Below are 16,114 nucleotides of genomic sequence, written 5' to 3'. Positions count from 1 at the left end.
GTGCGGTCGGGTCAGTCGAGGTCGGCGAAGCGGAGTCGGGTGTGGTCGACGGGGCCGACGCCGCCGAGGTTGGCGGGTGCGTTCCACTGTCCGGCGAAGGCGTTGTTGTTGTGCCAGCCGGTGAGGGTGCCGTCGGTGTTGGTGCGGACGATGTCGGCTTTGCCGTCGGCGTCGAGGTCGGCGAGTTCGACGCGGGTGTGGTCGACCGCGCCCAGGCCACCGGCGTTGACCGGGGAGTTCCACTGTCCGGCGAGGGCATTGTTGTTCCACCAAGCCGTCAGTTGGCCGTCGGACTCGATACGGACGAGGTCGGCGCGTCCGTCGGCGTCGAGGTCGGCGAAGCGCAGGCGGGTGTGGTCGGTGCTGCCGACGCCGCCGATGTTGGTGGGTGCGCTCCACTGTCCGGCGAACGCGTTGAGGTTGCGCCACGCGGTGAGGGTGCCGTTCGCTTCGATCCGGATCAGGTCCGACTTGTTGTCTCCGTCGAGGTCGGCGAAGCGGAGTCGGGTGTGGTCGGTGCTGCCGACGCCGCCGATGTTGACCGGGGAGTTCCACTGTCCGGCGAAGGCGTTGTTGTTCCACCAAGCGGTCAGTTGGCCGTTGGCTTCGATCCGGATCAGGTCCGACTTGTTGTCGCCGTCGAGGTCGGCGAGCTGGAGTCGGGTGTGGTCGACGGGGCCGACGCCGCCGAGGTTGGCGGGTGCGTTCCATTGCCCGGTGAACGCGTCGTTGTTGTGCCAGCCGGTGAGGGTGCCGTCGGTGTTGATCCGCACGATGTCGGCTCGACCGAAATTCCCCGACGTGATGTTCTTGTAGCGCCTCGGGTGGAAGCTGTCGGCCCACCCCTTGTCCCACACCCGCTGTTCGGCGAAGTGCTGGTAGTCGTATTCCTCCCAGACGATCGGGCGGGTGTGCGCGGCGTCGGCCCAGCCCATGAACAACGCGATGTGCTGCACGTCCGGGTCGTGCCGCCACAGCACGTCGCCGGGGCGGAGATCGGATCTTTCGATCGTCTCCAGGAACGGCTGGATGGTGTATGTCGTGTAGCTCTTGTCCATACCCCACGCCATGGACACGTAGCCCGAACAATCCTGCCGGTAATAGCCGTACTGGTTGGTGTACCAGGTCGTCTGGCTGTAGGGGACCTGTTCGTCGATCCACGACCGGGCACGGGTCCGCACGTCGGTGCGGCTGATCGGGTCGTTCGCCGCGGCGGTCATCGTCGACTCCGTGACACCCTCCGGCGACGTGCCCGCTGTCGCGGCCGTGACATCGGACGCCGGGTTCGTGTCGACGGTCGGGAACGCCGTCGCGGCCGATGCGATCGAGGCGGTGGACGACAGCGTCGCGGTCGCCACGATGACGGCGAGCACGGTGCCCGTCCGGCGGGCGAGAGCGGATATCATGGTCATGGCGGATCTCCCGAAAGTCGCTTTTCGAACCGTTCCCCCTGGCAGGACGGAACGTTAGAGAGCGGACCTTCAGGATCTCTTGAAGACGTGCGTCGGATCTTTTCAGATTTTTTTCAGGACACCATGCCGCTTCAGTTGTCCACGACCCGCACGGGCGGGGAGGCGAAGTGCGGGTGGGTGTTCGTGCGCAGCAGGAGGCGGGCGATCGGCGCCGGGCGGTTCTCCAGGTGCAGGACCAGGTCGGCCTCGGTGACGCGGCGGTGGACCATCAGCAGGGTGGCCAGGCCGTACGAGTCGCAGAACGTCACGTCGGCGCAGTCCAGGCGGACCTCGCGGACGCCGTCGGCACCCAACGCCGTCGTCACCTCGCCGAGCAGGGCGTCCGCCGTGTCGTAGGCGAGGTCGCCTGCGAGGACGACGTGGACGGTGGCGAGGGCGAACGTCGTGGTGAGGGTGAGGGCCGCCGACCCGATCATCGGGCGGGTCCGGGCTCGAGCAGGGTGCTCGCCCGGGGGAAGTCGCGGAGTTGCGCGGCCAGGATGTCCACGGTGGGCGCCAGCACGGCCGGGTCCACTCCTCGGGCGGCGAGCACCTGCGCGGTCCACGTCAGGAAGTCGGCGAACAGGGACGTGTCGTCCAGGTAGAGCGCCGTGGCCAGGAAGTCGACGATGTGGGCGATGTCCTCCGCCACCTGCTCGCGTTCCGCGTCGTCGGCCGTGCGCAGTCCCGGAATCCGCTGCTCCAGACCGGTGTACGTGGTCTTGACCAACTGCCCGGCGGTGCGGGCGACCATCGTGTACTCCTGGTCCGCCAGGTGCGGCAACGAGTCGGGCTCGTCGGGCGAGGGCCGGGGCAGGGGTGCCTCCAGCGCCTGTGCCGCCGCTCTCGCGTCCAACGCCCACAGATCGGCACCCAGCACTCGCGCGTGGCGGCCGTCCACACCGAACGCCGAACCGCCCGCCACGACCGGCACCCCGGCCGAGCGGCACGCGCGGATCGTGGCGTGCCCGGTCGGCAGCCGGGTCGCCAGCGCCCCCGACAACGCCACCACGTCCGGCGCGGTGTGGTGCAGGTGCGCGACGAGGTGCGGGGTGGGCACCTGGGCGCCCAGGTAGTCGACGCGGAAACCGCGCAGCCGCAGCACTTCCGCCAGCAGGCGCGCGGGCAGGGCGTGCCACTCGCCGGGCAGGCACGCGACCGTGACGTGACGGCGGTGCGGCGCTGGTCGGCCCACCGCGCCGACCAGCGCCGCCACGGCGCGGTCGTTGATCGCGGTCGCGGCGTGCTCCTGGGCGACGGTCAGCCGGTTCGCGGCCCACTCCGCGCCCACGCGGAACTGCACGGCGCCGATGACGTCCAGCAGCAGGGTCTCCGCGCCGAGGCCCCCGCCGAGGCCGGTGAGGACGATGTCGGTCGCGGCGGTCTCGTCGCCGGCCGCGACGGCGCCCCAGAGCTGCTCTTCGATGTCGTGTGCCGTGGTCATCAGGTGTGCCTGCCCGGTTCGTCGCTGGGGTGGCCGCCGCGTGGCGAGGTGATCGCCAACAGGGCCATGTCGTCGTGCCCGTTCGCCCCGCTCCACTGCTCGGCGACGAGGTGGACGTGTTCGGCGACCGCGTCGGCGGGCATCCCGGCACACGACGCCAGCGCGCGGCGCAGCCGGTCCTCGCCGAACACCCCGTCCCCGAGCGCGCCACCGCGCGCCTCGACTATCCCGTCGGTGTAGAGCAGGCACGTGTCGTCCGGCGCCAGCGCGACGTCGACGGAGGTGCACGGCACCTCGGGCAGGACGCCGACGAGCGTGCCCGTGGTCGGCACGGACCGGACCTCGCCGTCGGCGCGCACGATCAGCGGCGGCAGGTGACCGGCGCTGGTCAGGCGCAACCGGACGTGGCGGCCGATGCGGGAGACGGACGCCAGCACGAACGTGGCGAAGCGCGTGTGGTGGGCGGACCGCAACGCGCCGTTGAGCAGGTCGATCACGCGCTGGTGGTCGTCGGCCAGCGGCAGCAGCGCCTGGAGCGTCGTGCGGATCTTGCCGGTCAGCACCGCGGCTTCCAGGCCCTTGCCGGACACGTCCCCGACCACGGCCAGCACCTCGGCGCGACCGCCCGCCGCGGGCAGGGCGTGGACGTCGTAGAAGTCGCCGCCGACCCGTTCGGTGTCCGGGGACGGCCGGTAGCGCCCGGCGTACTCGACCCCGTCCACGCGGCGCAGTGTGGGCGGGAGCAGGTCGCGCAGCAGCGTCTCGGTGATCGTGGCCTGCTGGGAGAACAGGCGGGCGGACGAGGTGGCGGTGCCGGCGCGGGCGGCGAACAGCCGGGCGAACGCCTCCTCGTCCTCGCTGAACGCCGGGCCGCCGACGCGTCGCAGCAGCACCAGCGCACCGGCGGGCACGCCGTGGCCGGGCAGCGGCGTGATCACCATCGAGCCGACCGGGCCGAAGCCGTCGGGTACCAGCCAGGCCGGTGCGCCCGCCGGGTCGATCCACCGCGACGGCACGGGAGGGTAGCCGCGCATCGCCTCGCCGAGGCCGACCACGGCGTCCACGTCGACGTCGAACCGCCGGGACTCGGGCGTTCCGCCGCGCACGCACCGGGTGGTGGGCACGTCCCGTCGCGCGCTGCCGATGCCGACGACCACGGCCGCGTCGGCGAGGTGCTCGGCGGCCAGTGACGCCGTGATCATCATGCAGCGCTCGGGGTTGAGCGAGGTGAGCAGGACGGACGACACGTCGCCGAGCAGCGCGACCCGGTCGCGTTCGAGGCGCAACGCCTCACGCGCGAGCCGGGCGTCGGTGTCCTCGACCAGCCACCACGTCACGGAGCCGTCGTCGTGGCCGACCGGGTGGGCCTCGAAGCTGCGCGTGCCGACCGATCCGGACACCGGGGCGTCGAAGCGGACGCCGCGGGCGAACTTCTCGTGCGCGTGCCCGACCCAGTCGACGGCCGTGAGGACACCGTCGGCCAGTCGGGGGATCAGGGTGTGGGCCGACTCGTTGGCGGCTCGGATCTGGCCTTCTCGGTCGAGGACCAGGGACGGGTAGGGAGCGTGCCGCCATCCGCGACCGACCGCGGCCTGCGGGACGCCGGAGCGTTCGATGTCCACCACCACACTCGGGCAACCGGACGGCGCCCATCACCTCGCAGATGTCTCCGAATTGCGCTGAACGGCCGACAGTTTCCCGCGTCCGTCCCGATACGGCAAGACGGCCATCGGCGTGCCGTGCCCCTGTCCCGGTGATTACAGCGGTGAAGGAAATACGGACTCTCGAAGTAGTGGTGCATTGTTCGGTTTCTTGACCGGGGACGGCGTTCACCACTATGGTCTAGACCACTTGCGGTGTGTGGCTGCCTACCTGCGGGCCGTCACGCACGGGGTGATCCGGCCGCCGCGGATGAGGACCCTGCCTTGGAACCGCTGGTTCCGCCGAAGGAGCTGGAATGAACTTCAGACGCAAACTCGCGACCGTGCTCGCGGGCGCGGTGATCGCACCCTTCATCGTGGTGATGGCAGCCGGCACGGCCAGTGCCCACGGCTACATCACGTCGCCGCCCAGCCGTCAGGCCAACTGCGCGACCGGCAAGGTCTCGAAGTGCGGCGACATCATCTACGAACCCATGAGCGTCGAGGGCCCGAAGGGCCAGACGAACTGCCACGGCGGCGACGCCCGCTGGGCGCCGCTCAGTGACGAGAGCAAGCCGTGGCCCGCCGCGTCGGTCGGCGACAACGTCACGTTCAACTGGGCGATCAGCGCCCGGCACGCCACCACCACGTGGCAGTACTGGGTCGGCGGCACCAAGATCGCCGAGTTCAACGACCGCGGCAAGATCCCGGGCGCGACCGTGCGCCACGACGTGAGCCTCGGTGGGCGGACCGGCCGGATCAAGATCCTGGCCATCTGGAACATCGCGGACACCGCGATGGCGTTCTACAACTGCGTCGACCTCCAGGTCGGCCCCGGCGGTGGCGACCCGACGACCACCACCACCCCGCCGACCACGACGACGAAGCCGACCACCACGACCGTCCCGACCACGACGACCACCCCGCAGCAGCCGGGCGGCGCGTGGGCGGCGGGCGTGTCCTACACGGCCGGCACGCAGGTCACCTATGGTGGCGCGACCTACAAGTGCCTCCAGTCGCACACCTCGCTGAACGGCTGGGAGCCGCCGAACGTGGCGTCCCTCTGGCAGCGCCTCTGAAGTTCGTGATCCGGGACTCCCGGCGGGCTCGCCCGCCGGGAGTTTCCCGTCTACTCGCCCCGGTACTCCGCCCGCCACGCAGCCAGGGCTCCCTCGGGCCGGGAGTCCGGGTGGAACGTGGCGTCGTGGAACCAGGGCGGGACGTCGAACGTGGCGTCGTGGAACCGGGTGGCCCCGGCGAAGGTGGTCCCGCTGAACGTGGGGAAGCCGTGGAACGCGGCCCGGTCGAACCCGCAGTCCCGGTGGAACGTCGCGTCGGAGAACCGGGCATCCCCGACGAAGTCCGTGTCGTCGAATCCGGCGTCGTCGTGGAATACCGCCTCGATGAACCAGGCGTCCGCGCCGAACTTCGCCCGGTCGAATCGGGCTTCTCCGACAAACACCACATTGTCGAATCCCGCGTCGCTGCGGAACACGGCGTCGGTGAAGTCGACTTTCCCGTCGAAGGTCGCGAAGCCGAAATGCGTCACGCCCGCGAACCCGGCCCCGCTGAACGCCCCGGTCCGCAACCGGCAACCCGCCAGGGCGAAGTCGTCCAGGGCCGCCCCGGTCAGGTCGACGTCCATGTCGGGCCAGAAGTCGTCGCCGGGCGTGAGGTGCCGGAGCAGGAACGCCCGCGCCTCCTCCCGGACATCGGGCGAGGCGGGTCCGCGCAGCGTCGCGCACACCGCGTCCACCGCGGCCTGCCGGTCGTCGATCGCGAGCGACTTCTCCGCATCCATGCGGGGATCATAGGAAACGGCCGCCGGACCTCTGGGATCCGACGGCCGTCACGTGGGTCAAGCGATCAGCAGGCGCCCTGGTCCTGCCAGACCGCCCACGAACCCGGCGCACCCGGCTCGGCACCGGCCGAGTACCAGGTGGACTTGTACTTGCGACCGTTGTGCGACACGAGGTCGTCCGGCACGTAGGAAGCGCTCGCGCTCCACGCCTGGAGACCACCGCAACCACCGGTGTCGCCACCGGTCACGGTCAGCGTGAACGTCGCCGTGCGCGTCACCGAACCGGCGCCGCTCACGGTGATCTGATAGGTGCCGGCGGTCGTGGTCGAGGCCACCGCGACCGTGGCGGTCGACGACGAACCCGACTGGACCGACGACGGGCTGAAGGACACGGTCACGCCGTTGGGCGTGCCGGTGGCCGACAGCGCCACGGTCTGGGCCGAGCCGGACGTCGTGGCCGTGTTGACCGTGAACGAACCCGACTGCCCGACGGCGACCGAGGCCGACGACGGGGTCAGCGACAGCGAGAACTCGTTGCCCGGGTTGTCGCTCGGCACCGTCAGCGAGTACGTGGCCGTGCGCGTGACCGCACCCGTGCCCGTGCCCGTGCCCGTCACCGTGATCTGGTAATTACCGCGCGCCACCGACGAGCCGACCGACACCGTCGCCGTCGACGACCCGCCGGACTGCACCGAGGACGGGCTGAAGGACACGGTCACGCCGTTGGGCGCACCCGAGGCCGACAGCGACACGTTCTGCGGCGAACCCGAGGTCGTGGTCGTGTTCACCGTGAACGTGCCCGACGAGCCGACGCCGATGCTGCCCGAGGACGGGTTCAGCGAGAGCGAGAACTCGTTGGTCGGGTTGTCGTTGACCGCCAGCTTCCAGATCGTGTAAGCGATGCCGTCCGCCGACCGGTCCAGGGCCGTCGGGTTGATGTTGCTCGTGCTGTCGCACCGGCTGTGGTAGCAGGAGTCGTACGCCGAGTTGGCCGTACCGCCCCACTTCGACGCCTGCGAGCTGGTCTTGCGCGCCGACGCGCCGGTGGCGTAGCCGGACGACGGGATGCCGGCCTGCTGGAACGAGTAGTCGTCGGACCGGCCCGCGCCCTCGACGTTCTCCTCCGGCTGGAGGTTCAGCGACGTCCAGTACTCGCGCAGGGGCGCGGCGGCGGTGGTGTTGATGTTGTTGATGAAGTAGCCGCCGTTCTTGGAGGCCACCATGTCGAAGTTGTAGTACGCCTTGATCTGCGACCGGGCCGAACCCAGCTGCGAGACGTAGTACTTCGAGCCGTTGAGGCCCTGCTCCTCGTCCGTCCACCAGGCGAACCGGACGTGCTTGGTCAGGGTGGGCTTGCGCGCCGCGAGCTGGAGGGCGTTCTCCAGCAGCACGGCCGAACCCGAACCGTTGTCGTTGATGCCGGGCCCGGCGGACACGCCGTCGAGGTGCGCGCCGAACATGATCGTCTGGTTGACGTCGCCGCCGGGCCAGTCCGCGATCAGGTTGTTCGACACGTAGGTGCAGCTGCTGCACCGCTGTTCGACGACCGTGAAGCCGGCCGCCTGGAGCTTGCCCTTCACGTACGCCAGCGACTGGGTGTACCCGCCGCTGCCCGCACGCCGGTTGCCGCCGTTGGAGGTGGCGATGGAGTTGAACTGGTTCAGGTGCGACTGCACCGCCGCCACGTCGATGTCGGGCGGGGCCAGTGCCGCGGCACCGGGCTGCTGCTCGGGGGTGGCGAGCGCGGGCCCGGTGGGCCCGGTCACCCAGGCGAGGGTCGCCACCAGGGCGACCGCCGCACCCAGGATTCTGTGCTTCATCCGAATGCTCCTTGTAAGGCAGGGTAAAGCCGACCGCGCACTCGCCCCTCGCAGGATTTGGCGGCCCCGGACGGGACGCGGCCGAACCAGCGAAGGGTCGCACCACCGGTGTCGAGGGGAATAGGGCTGGCGGTAGGTACCGGTGCGGGCGCGCACGGGCCAAGCTGCAGGGTTGACCACGCCGGGCCGTTGCCGCGATGAGGTGACTTCCGTTGTGCCGACCGCGCGGTGCCCGGTATTGGTCTGTGGTCGTCGAACGGAGGCCGCCCGTGAAACCGGACCTGCTGCGCAACCACCTCGCCCGACGGGACGTGCTGCGCGCGGCCGGTGTCGCGGGCATCGCCGGACTCGTGGGTGCGGCACCGGCGTCCGCCGCCGCCCACCCGGACGACAAGCCGTTCGACTACGCCGACCCGGCCAACCTGTCCGACTGGGCGCCGAGCCGCTACGGACCGGCCGACCAGCGCGGCACGCTCAACGAGGTCACCCCGGCCAAGACCGCCGCCGCCCTGGCGCTGCTCAAGCCGCACCGCGACGTCGTCACCTACAACCTGGGCGAGCTGATGTGGAACGGCTTCCCCGCGTACAAGACCGACCCGCGCCGCACGTGGGAACAGCGCCTCACGATCCACGGCTACCAGCCGCCGCCCGGTTTCCGCGAGCAGGGCGGCGTGCTGATCTCCCCGGAACCCTTGGGCGCCAACCGGATCAGCGTCCACGAGGAACGCTTCGAAGCCGAACTCTCGGCGAAGCACCCGAAGCCGCTCGCGCTCACCCACCAGATCGGCAGCCAGCTCGACAACCTCAACCACGTGGGCGCGGGGGAGCTGTTCTACAACGGCCGGCGCGGCACCGACATCGCCCGCGGCCACGGCACGATCCGCCTCGGCGCCGAGCACATGGGACCGGTGGTCACGCGCGGCCTGCTGCTCGACGTCCTCGGCGTCAAACTCGCCCACGGCCGCGACCTGGGCGAACCGGCGGGCGACGGCAGCCCGGTGCTGCGCGACGACTACCGCATCACGGTCGCGGACATCGAGGACGCGCTCGACTTCGGCGACATCGACCGCATCGAACCCGGCGACGTCGTGCTGCTGCGCACCGGCTGGAACCGCCTGCTCGCCCGCCGCGACCCGGCGGACATCGCCCGTTGGGAGGCGTCGCGCGGCATGCCCGGCATCTACCTGCGCGAGGCCCGCTGGCTGGCGAAGTTCCGCCCGGCGATCGTCGGCGGCGATACGTGGGCGTTGGAGGTGTTGGGCAACAAGGTCAACGAGGATGGCACCGCGTTCCCCGTCCACCAGGAACTGATCATGCGTCACGGCATCCGCATCGCCGAGTCCTACGTCCTGGACGGACTCGCGGCCGACCGCGTGTACCGGTTCGTCTTCATCGTGACGCCGCAGTACGCGGAGGGCGCCACGGCCGGTAACACTCCCGCGGCGGCGCTGGGCCAACCCCGGCGGCGCTGACGGTATTCCCTGCGGGCCGGTATACGGTTCGGCCGTGAACCCGAAGACCATCACGTGGAGCGAGGCCGTCGAGCTGTTCGAACGGCGCGGCCTGCCCAAGTCGACCTGGGAGAACCTGTACGAGGGCGAGTACGTCCTATACTCCGGCGACGCCGTCGTGACCGGCGACTTCCCGCTCAACTCCGGCGAGCCGCAGCCGTGGGACCTCGACTACGACATCGGCTACATCGTCGACGGCTCGCTCACGGTGTCCGGTGCGCTCTACGACTTCGACGACGGCGCGGCGGCGTTGGTCGTGCTCGGCGACCTGCGGGCGACCGGCTTCCACACCACGTGCGACACCAAGCTCGTCGTCACCGGGAACACGAGCGCCGACGTCGTGTACGGCCGGTACACGGACAAGTACCTGGTGTTCGGCGGCGACCTGCGCGCGACCGTGCAGGTGTGGTGGGACGAGTGCGCGCCCGACCAGGTCGACGGCACGCTGGCAGGCAGTCTGGTGCTGCCGTCCTATGCGAGTGACGACGACCTGGGCGCGGCCATCGTGGAGAACGCGGGCTCCGGCACCGACCTGCTGGTGGCCGAGGTGCTGGGCGAGGACGGCGTCGACGGCGAGGCGCTGCTGGACCGCCTGGTCGCGGGTGAACCCGTCCTGAGGTAGTGGTCGTCGCAGCACTCGACGTGCAGCCCGGCGTAGTGGTGCGGGCGGCACGGGTCGAGGTCGATCTCCGCGCAGCAGTGCGTGGTGGGGTCGTGGGCGAGGTGGGACGGGCAGTCCTCGACCAGGCCGCGGATCTTCCCGGCTTCGTTCTCGTACGCCGCGCGGCTGCCGACGACGAACATGGTGTCGGCGGCGATGTCCCAGTGCAGCCGGTCGAGGTTGTCCTTGTGGGAGGCGCGGACGTGGTGCTCGTCGTCGAAGACGGGCAGCGCGTCCGCCGGGAGCGTGATCTTGTGCGGCCTGCCCGCCGACAGGCGGGCGCGAACCTGCTTCCAGTGTGCGGGCCGGAAACCGAGGCTGTGGTGCAGCAGCACGAGGTCGAGCCGCCGCTCGCCCGTCCAGCCGCCGCACGTCGCCGGACTCGCCTTGAGCGGCAGGTGGATCAGCGTTCGCGGCGACCTCGCGGCCAACCACCACGCCGCCGCGATCTCCACGGCCGCGTCCTTGTCCACCGACAGGTTCGCGCCGAAGCGGCTCTCGTGGAGTGCCGCGTGCTTGATCACGGCGGCCGGGCGCACGACGCGGTACTCGTCGGCGCCGAGCCGGACCTTGTCGATCCGGACGCGCCACGATCGTCCGTCAAGTCTCACGTCGTCTCCTCGTTCGGCGACACTGTAGGTGTGCCGGTCGGGAGTGGCCGGCGGATTTCCGCGGAAGGGGAACGACTTGAGCGACGTGTTGGCCACGCTGGGCGTCTTCGCGATCGTGGTCGTGGTGCTGTTGGTCGCGGTCGCGTTGTTCCTGCTGTTCAAGCTCGTGCGCAAGCACAAGCAGGTGCACCAGCCCGGTACGCCCGTGCCGACCAAGGCCGCCTACTGGGTGTCGCTGGCGTACACGGTCTTCCCGATCGACCTGCTGCCCGACCCGATCTACCTCGACGACATCGTGGTGCTCGTCGGCGGGCTGATGTACGTGGGGTCGTCGCTGCGCAAGCGGCGCGAGGTCGAGGACTGATGCCTCATCGAGGAAGGGTGACGTGACTGTGTCGCGTGGACATCCGCGGCTGGTGACCGCGAGGCCGCCCGGACCGCCTACCCGACGTCGCCCGATGCGGATGCGAGTACGTGACCGGCGGCGGTGCGCACGTGCCGGTGGCCGTCGGCCGGGAATGCCGGCGGCGCGGCGGGCAGCAGGTCGCGCAGGACGTAACCGCACTTGACCGCCACCCGGCAGGACCACTGGTTGTCGACGGCGTGCACAAGGTCCAGTCGGGTGAGCACGACCATGTCCTGGGTGTCCAATGCCCACTGCGACACGGTGTCCGTTACGCGAGTGGCGACGCCCTGGCCCCGGGCATGGGCGGCGGTCCAGTAACCCACCTCGGCCATCTCGGCGGATCCCACCTTCACCACCACGTGCCCCAGCGGGGTGCGGTCGTCGGCATCGGCGGTCACGGCGAAGCTGAACCGGGTCGCGGTCACCCAGCCGGCGGTTTGCGCGTCCAGCCACTGCCCGGCCTCGGCTTCGCCGGTCAGGGAAGTGGCAAGCCGACGACGCAGCAGCGGATCGCGGTGCGCCGCGACCAGCGCCGGAAGATCGGCCGGCCGCCACGGCCGCAGTCTCAGCGCGGGTGCCGGCCCGGTGGCCGGCACGGACAGGACGACCGTCATGGCCAGGATTCTCCACCGTCAGGTCAGGCGGTATCAGCAGTTCAGGACACCGGAAGTAGCGGGGGACTCGACGCGATCGCATCGCCGACGTCACTGGACGCTAGGACGGTTCCCGCCACGCGCGTTCGTACGCGGCGCGGCGGTCCTTCTCCTGGTCGAGCGTGCGACGTCGGCGGGCCTCGGTGCCGGCGCCCGCCGGGAAGCCGTACTTGGTCAGCCGGTGGTCGGTGCTCTCCGCCGCGTACGACAGGGAGAAGTAGACGCCCACGATCAGGCCGAGCGACCCGCACGCCAGCGCGAGCGGCAGCGGTGCGCCCACGGCCAGGACGAGCACCAGCGCGATGACGATCGTCAGCGGCAGGACCTGGAGGAACGACCGCACGGTGAACCACACCAGCCACGACGGCTTCGTGGCCTCGTGGAAGACCCACTCGCGGTGGCGTGCCGACAGCCGCCCGCCCACGAGGTACCACAGGCGCAGGGGGAACGCGGGTGTGCTCATGCCGGGTCCTTCCGGGCGGCCGTGATCACCTTCGTCAGGTGGGCGTGCAGTGCTTCGAGGTCCTCGACGGGCAAGCCGAGTTGTTCGATCACGGCCGGCGGCACGTCCAACGCCCGCTCCCGCAGTGCGCGGCCGGTGTCGGTCAGCGTGACGGCGAGCTGGCGCTCGTCGGCGCTGTCCCGGCCGCGCTCCAGGTAGCCGATCGCCTCCAGGCGCTTGAGCAGCGGCGACAGCGTGGCCGGTTCGAGGGCGAGCAGCCGGCCCAGCTCCTTGACCGACAGCGGCGCGTGCTGCCAGAGCGCGAGCATCACCAGGTACTGCGGGTGCGTCAGGCCCAGCGGTTCCAGGATCGGCCGGTAGATGCCGATCACCGCCCGGGACGCGACCGCGAGCGCGAAGCAGACCTGCCGCTCCAGCGCCAACGCATCGTCACTTCGTGCACTAATCATTTGTGCCCATAGTACGTGTCGTCGGCGCCGGACGGGCTGTGGCCTGGGTCGCGTCAGTCGAACCGGAGGTGCCGCACGGACGTGGCGTAGCGGCGCAGCCGTGCGCGCAGCGGACTGTCGTTGTCGGGCACGATCGGCAAACCCGCCGACCGGGCGATGGCGTCGGCGACCTGGGCCACGGTCCGGTCGTCGGTGTCGACGTGCTCGGCGAACTCGGGCTCGTGCAGGCGCTTGAGGCAGTGGTCCAGCTTGGACACGGCCCAGCCCTCGCGCTTCAGGCCCGGCCACAGACCACGCCCGCTCAACCGGGCGAGCACGGTCGCGGGCTCGGCCAGCAGCGCGAAGTGCTCGACCCGGTGGCCCTGCTCGCGCAGCCGGCCGACGATCTCCGCGAAGTAGTCGGCGTTGACCACCGTCATGGGAACGATGATCGGCCCCTCATGCTGTGTCAGGGCCAGGTCGAGCATGTCGTACACGCCGGTGCGCCACGTCGGGAGGTCCTGGAAGTCACCGCGCAGGGCCGGCGGCAGCAGGCGGTGCAGGGCGAAACCGAAGTACTCGGGGTCGGCGAGGACGCTGCCCTCGACCCGACGGTGCAGTTCGTGGGCGGTGGCGGTCTTGCCGCCGCCGAACGGGCCGTTGATCCAGATGAGCACGTTCGCGACCCTACATATCGGCTACGCTGCGCGGGCTGGTGGTTCGCCCCCCGACCGGGGCGAGGCAAGAGGGAATCCGGTGCGAATCCGGGACTGCCCCGCAGCGGTGAACGGGAACGAAAGCCGTCATGAGCACTGCGCGTCCACGCGTGGGAAGCGACGGCCGGTAGGAACGCGCTCGACGCCCGTGAGTCCGAAGACCTGCCACCGGTCCGTGTGCCCATCCGGGCGCACGGTGTCCGGTCGCCTCGCGGGAAGGGCACGGGCGCACCCCGTCACAGGGGTTCGCGCGAGCCTGCCCGCGAGTCGTCGGACTTCCCGCACGCTCGCGAGGAGAGAGCCTGTGACCAGCGGTATCGGCGCGACCGTACTCGGCTACCCGAGGATCGGACCGCGTCGTGAACTCAAGCGCGCCGTCGAGTCGTACTGGGCCGGGCGCAGCGACGCCGACACCCTGCACGCCGCGGCCCGGGACCTGCGCGTCGCCACCTGGCTGGAGCTGCGCGACGCAGGGCTGGACTCGGTGCCGTCCAACACGTTCTCGTTCTACGACCAGGTGCTCGACACCGCGTTCCTGGTCGGCGCGGTACCCGACCGGTACCGGCGGTCCTCCGCGTTGGACACCTACTTCGCGGCGGCCCGCGGCGACGCCGACGCGCCGCCGCTCGAACTGACCAAGTGGTTCGACACCAACTACCACTACCTGGTGCCCGAGATCGACTCGTCGACGGAGTTCCGGTTGGCCGACGACAAGCCGTTGGCCGAGTACCGGGAGGCCCGCGCGGCGGGGGTGCCGACCCGTCCGGTCCTGCTCGGGCCGGTGACGTTCCTCCTGCTGGCCAAGGGGTCCGCGGACCCGCTGTCGCGGTTGGACGCGTTGCTCGACGTGTACGTGGAGCTGCTCGGGGCGTTGGCCGCCGAGGGCGTGGAGTGGGTGCAGTTCGACGAGCCCGCGTTCGCCATGGACCGCGATGTCGCCGAACTCGCCGCGCTCGGGCGTGCCTACACGCGGCTCGGTGCCGTGGCGGCCCGGCCGAAGCTGCTGGTCACCGGGTACTACGGGTCGCTCGGGGCGGCATTGCCGGTGCTGGCCGCCACGGCGGTCGAGGCGATCGGGGTGGACCTGGTCGCGGGGACCATCGAGGGGATCGCGAGCGTTCCGGCGTTGCGGGACAAGACGTTGGTGGCCGGTGTCGTGGACGGGCGCAACGTGTGGCGCACTGATCTGCGTAAGGCGGTGGCCACCGCGGCGTCGCTGCTGGGGTCGGCCGCCGAGGTCGTGGTGTCGACGTCGTCGACCCTGCTGCACGTGCCCTACGACCTGGACGTGGAGACGTCGTTGGCGCCCGAGGTGTCGGCGCGGCTGGCGTTCGCCCGGCAGAAGGTCGCCGAGGTCGTGACCCTGGACCGGGCGTTGCGCTCGGGCGTGCCCCTGCCCGAACTGCCCGTCGTGGAACCCCGGCGGGACGAGGAAGTCCGCTTCCGGTTGGCGGGCGTGAAGGACCGTTCCCGCGCGCCTTACGCCGCACGGGTCGTCGCGCAGAAGGCTTTGAACCTGCCTCCGTTGGCCACGACGACCATCGGCTCGTTCCCGCAGACCGCCGAGATCCGGGCCGCGCGGTCGTTGCCGTCCGACGAGTACACCGCGCGGATGCGTGCGGAGATCGCCCGGGTGATCGCGTTGCAGGAGGACATCGGCTTGGACGTGCTCGTCCACGGCGAGCCTGAACGCAACGACATGGTCCAGTACTTCGCCGAGCACCTGGAAGGCTTCGCGACCACCCGGCTGGGGTGGGTGCAGTCCTACGGTTCGCGGTGCGTCCGGCCGCCGATCCTGCACGGCGACGTGAGCCGGCCGGCGCCGATCACCGTGCCGTGGACGGCCTATGCGCAGTCGCTGACCTCACGGCCGGTCAAGGGCATGCTGACCGGGCCGGTGACCATCCTGGCGTGGTCGTTCGTGCGCGACGACCAGCCGTTGGGGGAGACCGCCGACCAGGTCGCCTTGGCGTTGCGCGACGAGATCGCCGACCTGGAGGCCGCCGGGACGCGGATCGTGCAGGTGGACGAGCCCGCGTTGCGCGAGCTGCTGCCGTTGCGGGCCGTCGACCACCCGGCTTACCTGGAGTGGTCGGTGGACGCGTTCCGGCTGGCCACGTCCGGTGCGTCGGCTCGGACGCAGGTGCACACGCACCTGTGCTACTCGGAGTTCGGCGAGGTGATCTCCGCGATCGACGGGCTGGGCGCGGACGTGACCACGATCGAGGCGGCGCGGTCGAAGATGGAGATCCTGGACGATCTTCGTGCTTCGGGCTTCAGCCGTGGTGTCGGGCCCGGGGTGTACGACATTCACTCGCCTCGGGTGCCGGCCGTGGGTGAGCTGACCGAGCTGATCAAGGCGGCTTTGGCCGTCGTCCCCGGAGACCGGTTGTGGGTGAACCCGGACTGCGGCCTGAAGACCCGGGCCTATGCCGAGGTCGAGCCCGCTTTGCGGGCGATGGTCGCGGCTGCCCGTGAGGTGCGGTTGGGCTGATCGTGGGTCATGTGG

15 protein-coding genes and 1 riboswitch are annotated in these 16,114 nt (G+C 70.7%); of the genes, 4 read left to right on the top strand and 11 right to left on the bottom strand.

Features of this window, described 5'->3' with window-relative positions; all coding sequences use genetic code 11:
- Window positions 1–11: 11 nt before the first annotated feature.
- The 4 genes from F4559_RS16695 to F4559_RS16680 form a co-directional block, all read right to left on the bottom strand.
- Window positions 12–1,412, bottom strand: coding sequence for a C40 family peptidase (locus F4559_RS16695; protein WP_184669775.1), 1,401 nt, complete (start codon window positions 1,410–1,412; stop codon window positions 12–14).
- Between the two features lie 131 nt (window positions 1,413–1,543).
- On the bottom strand, window positions 1,544–1,888 hold the full coding sequence (locus F4559_RS16690; protein WP_184669774.1) for an STAS domain-containing protein: 345 nt from the start codon (window positions 1,886–1,888) through the stop codon (window positions 1,544–1,546).
- On the bottom strand, window positions 1,885–2,895 hold the full coding sequence (locus F4559_RS16685) for a cobalamin B12-binding domain-containing protein (protein WP_184669773.1): 1,011 nt from the start codon (window positions 2,893–2,895) through the stop codon (window positions 1,885–1,887). Before F4559_RS16685 ends, F4559_RS16690 begins: the two co-directional genes overlap by 4 nt.
- Window positions 2,895–4,517, bottom strand: coding sequence for a PP2C family protein-serine/threonine phosphatase (locus F4559_RS16680; RefSeq protein WP_312865684.1), 1,623 nt, complete (start codon window positions 4,515–4,517; stop codon window positions 2,895–2,897). Before F4559_RS16680 ends, F4559_RS16685 begins: the two co-directional genes overlap by 1 nt.
- Window positions 4,518–4,852: 335 nt before the next feature.
- Between F4559_RS16680 and F4559_RS16675 the strand changes: the two genes are divergently transcribed.
- The gene (locus F4559_RS16675) at window positions 4,853–5,614 is read left to right on the top strand and encodes a lytic polysaccharide monooxygenase (RefSeq protein ID WP_184669772.1); all 762 of its coding nucleotides are present in this window, start codon (window positions 4,853–4,855) and stop codon (window positions 5,612–5,614) included.
- A 50-nt stretch (window positions 5,615–5,664) separates the two neighbouring features.
- On the opposite strand, the gene F4559_RS16670 is transcribed toward F4559_RS16675, so the two are convergent.
- Both F4559_RS16670 and F4559_RS16665 read right to left on the bottom strand, forming a co-directional pair.
- On the bottom strand, window positions 5,665–6,336 hold the full coding sequence (locus F4559_RS16670; protein ID WP_184669771.1) for a pentapeptide repeat-containing protein: 672 nt from the start codon (window positions 6,334–6,336) through the stop codon (window positions 5,665–5,667).
- Between the two features lie 65 nt (window positions 6,337–6,401).
- Window positions 6,402–8,156, bottom strand: a complete 1,755-nt coding sequence (locus tag F4559_RS16665) for a M28 family peptidase (RefSeq protein WP_184669770.1) — start codon at window positions 8,154–8,156, stop codon at window positions 6,402–6,404.
- Window positions 8,157–8,425: 269 nt separating this feature from the next.
- Here F4559_RS16665 and F4559_RS16660 point away from each other — a divergent pair, with 269 nt between their 5' ends.
- On the top strand, window positions 8,426–9,628 hold the full coding sequence (locus F4559_RS16660; RefSeq protein ID WP_184669769.1) for a cyclase family protein: 1,203 nt from the start codon (window positions 8,426–8,428) through the stop codon (window positions 9,626–9,628).
- Window positions 9,629–10,138: 510 nt separating this feature from the next.
- Here F4559_RS16660 and F4559_RS16655 read toward each other — a convergent pair.
- Entirely contained in the window at window positions 10,139–10,939 is an 801-nt protein-coding gene (locus F4559_RS16655) for a hypothetical protein (protein ID WP_184669768.1), read from the bottom strand.
- Between the two features lie 85 nt (window positions 10,940–11,024).
- Here F4559_RS16655 and F4559_RS16650 point away from each other — a divergent pair, with 85 nt between their 5' ends.
- On the top strand, window positions 11,025–11,303 hold the full coding sequence (locus F4559_RS16650) for a YkvA family protein (protein ID WP_312865998.1): 279 nt from the start codon (window positions 11,025–11,027) through the stop codon (window positions 11,301–11,303).
- Window positions 11,304–11,380: 77 nt separating this feature from the next.
- On the opposite strand, the gene F4559_RS16645 is transcribed toward F4559_RS16650, so the two are convergent.
- From F4559_RS16645 to F4559_RS16630, 4 genes are all read right to left on the bottom strand, one after another.
- The gene (locus F4559_RS16645; protein ID WP_184669765.1) at window positions 11,381–11,959 is read right to left on the bottom strand and encodes a GNAT family N-acetyltransferase; all 579 of its coding nucleotides are present in this window, start codon (window positions 11,957–11,959) and stop codon (window positions 11,381–11,383) included.
- A 100-nt stretch (window positions 11,960–12,059) separates the two neighbouring features.
- Window positions 12,060–12,461 carry a DUF5313 family protein gene (locus F4559_RS16640; RefSeq protein ID WP_184669764.1) on the bottom strand — a complete coding sequence of 134 codons (402 nt, stop codon included), beginning with the start codon at window positions 12,459–12,461 and terminating at the stop codon, window positions 12,060–12,062.
- The gene (locus F4559_RS16635; RefSeq protein WP_184669763.1) at window positions 12,458–12,910 is read right to left on the bottom strand and encodes a MarR family winged helix-turn-helix transcriptional regulator; all 453 of its coding nucleotides are present in this window, start codon (window positions 12,908–12,910) and stop codon (window positions 12,458–12,460) included. Before F4559_RS16635 ends, F4559_RS16640 begins: the two co-directional genes overlap by 4 nt.
- Before the next feature lie 53 nt (window positions 12,911–12,963).
- Window positions 12,964–13,566 (bottom strand): AAA family ATPase, encoded by a 603-nt coding sequence (locus tag F4559_RS16630; protein ID WP_184669762.1) that lies wholly within the window; start codon window positions 13,564–13,566, stop codon window positions 12,964–12,966.
- A 22-nt stretch (window positions 13,567–13,588) separates the two neighbouring features.
- Window positions 13,589–13,789, top strand: a riboswitch (cobalamin riboswitch).
- 120 nt (window positions 13,790–13,909) lie between these two features.
- On the opposite strand from F4559_RS16630, the gene metE reads away from it, so the two are divergent.
- Entirely contained in the window at window positions 13,910–16,099 is a 2,190-nt protein-coding gene (gene metE / locus F4559_RS16625; RefSeq protein WP_184669761.1) for a 5-methyltetrahydropteroyltriglutamate--homocysteine S-methyltransferase, read from the top strand.
- Window positions 16,100–16,114 lie beyond the last annotated feature (15 nt).

This window comes from Saccharothrix violaceirubra (assembly GCF_014203755.1).
GTDB lineage: Bacteria > Actinomycetota > Actinomycetes > Mycobacteriales > Pseudonocardiaceae > Actinosynnema > Actinosynnema violaceirubrum.
This window is presented reverse-complemented; position numbering and strand designations above follow the sequence as displayed.

Excerpts from the sequence above, each read along its gene's own strand:
- F4559_RS16675 (WP_184669772.1), top strand. The coding sequence starts at position 4,853 with ATGAACTTCAGACGCAAACTCGCGACCGTGCTCGCGGGCGCGGTGATC.
- F4559_RS16635 (WP_184669763.1), bottom strand. The coding sequence starts at position 12,910 with ATGATTAGTGCACGAAGTGACGATGCGTTGGCGCTGGAGCGGCAGGTC.
- F4559_RS16685 (WP_184669773.1), bottom strand. The coding sequence starts at position 2,895 with ATGACCACGGCACACGACATCGAAGAGCAGCTCTGGGGCGCCGTCGCG.
- F4559_RS16670 (WP_184669771.1), bottom strand. The coding sequence starts at position 6,336 with ATGGATGCGGAGAAGTCGCTCGCGATCGACGACCGGCAGGCCGCGGTG.
- F4559_RS16645 (WP_184669765.1), bottom strand. The coding sequence starts at position 11,959 with ATGACGGTCGTCCTGTCCGTGCCGGCCACCGGGCCGGCACCCGCGCTG.
- F4559_RS16665 (WP_184669770.1), bottom strand. The coding sequence starts at position 8,156 with ATGAAGCACAGAATCCTGGGTGCGGCGGTCGCCCTGGTGGCGACCCTC.
- F4559_RS16690 (WP_184669774.1), bottom strand. The coding sequence starts at position 1,888 with ATGATCGGGTCGGCGGCCCTCACCCTCACCACGACGTTCGCCCTCGCC.
- F4559_RS16640 (WP_184669764.1), bottom strand. The coding sequence starts at position 12,461 with ATGAGCACACCCGCGTTCCCCCTGCGCCTGTGGTACCTCGTGGGCGGG.
- F4559_RS16695 (WP_184669775.1), bottom strand. The coding sequence starts at position 1,412 with ATGACCATGATATCCGCTCTCGCCCGCCGGACGGGCACCGTGCTCGCC.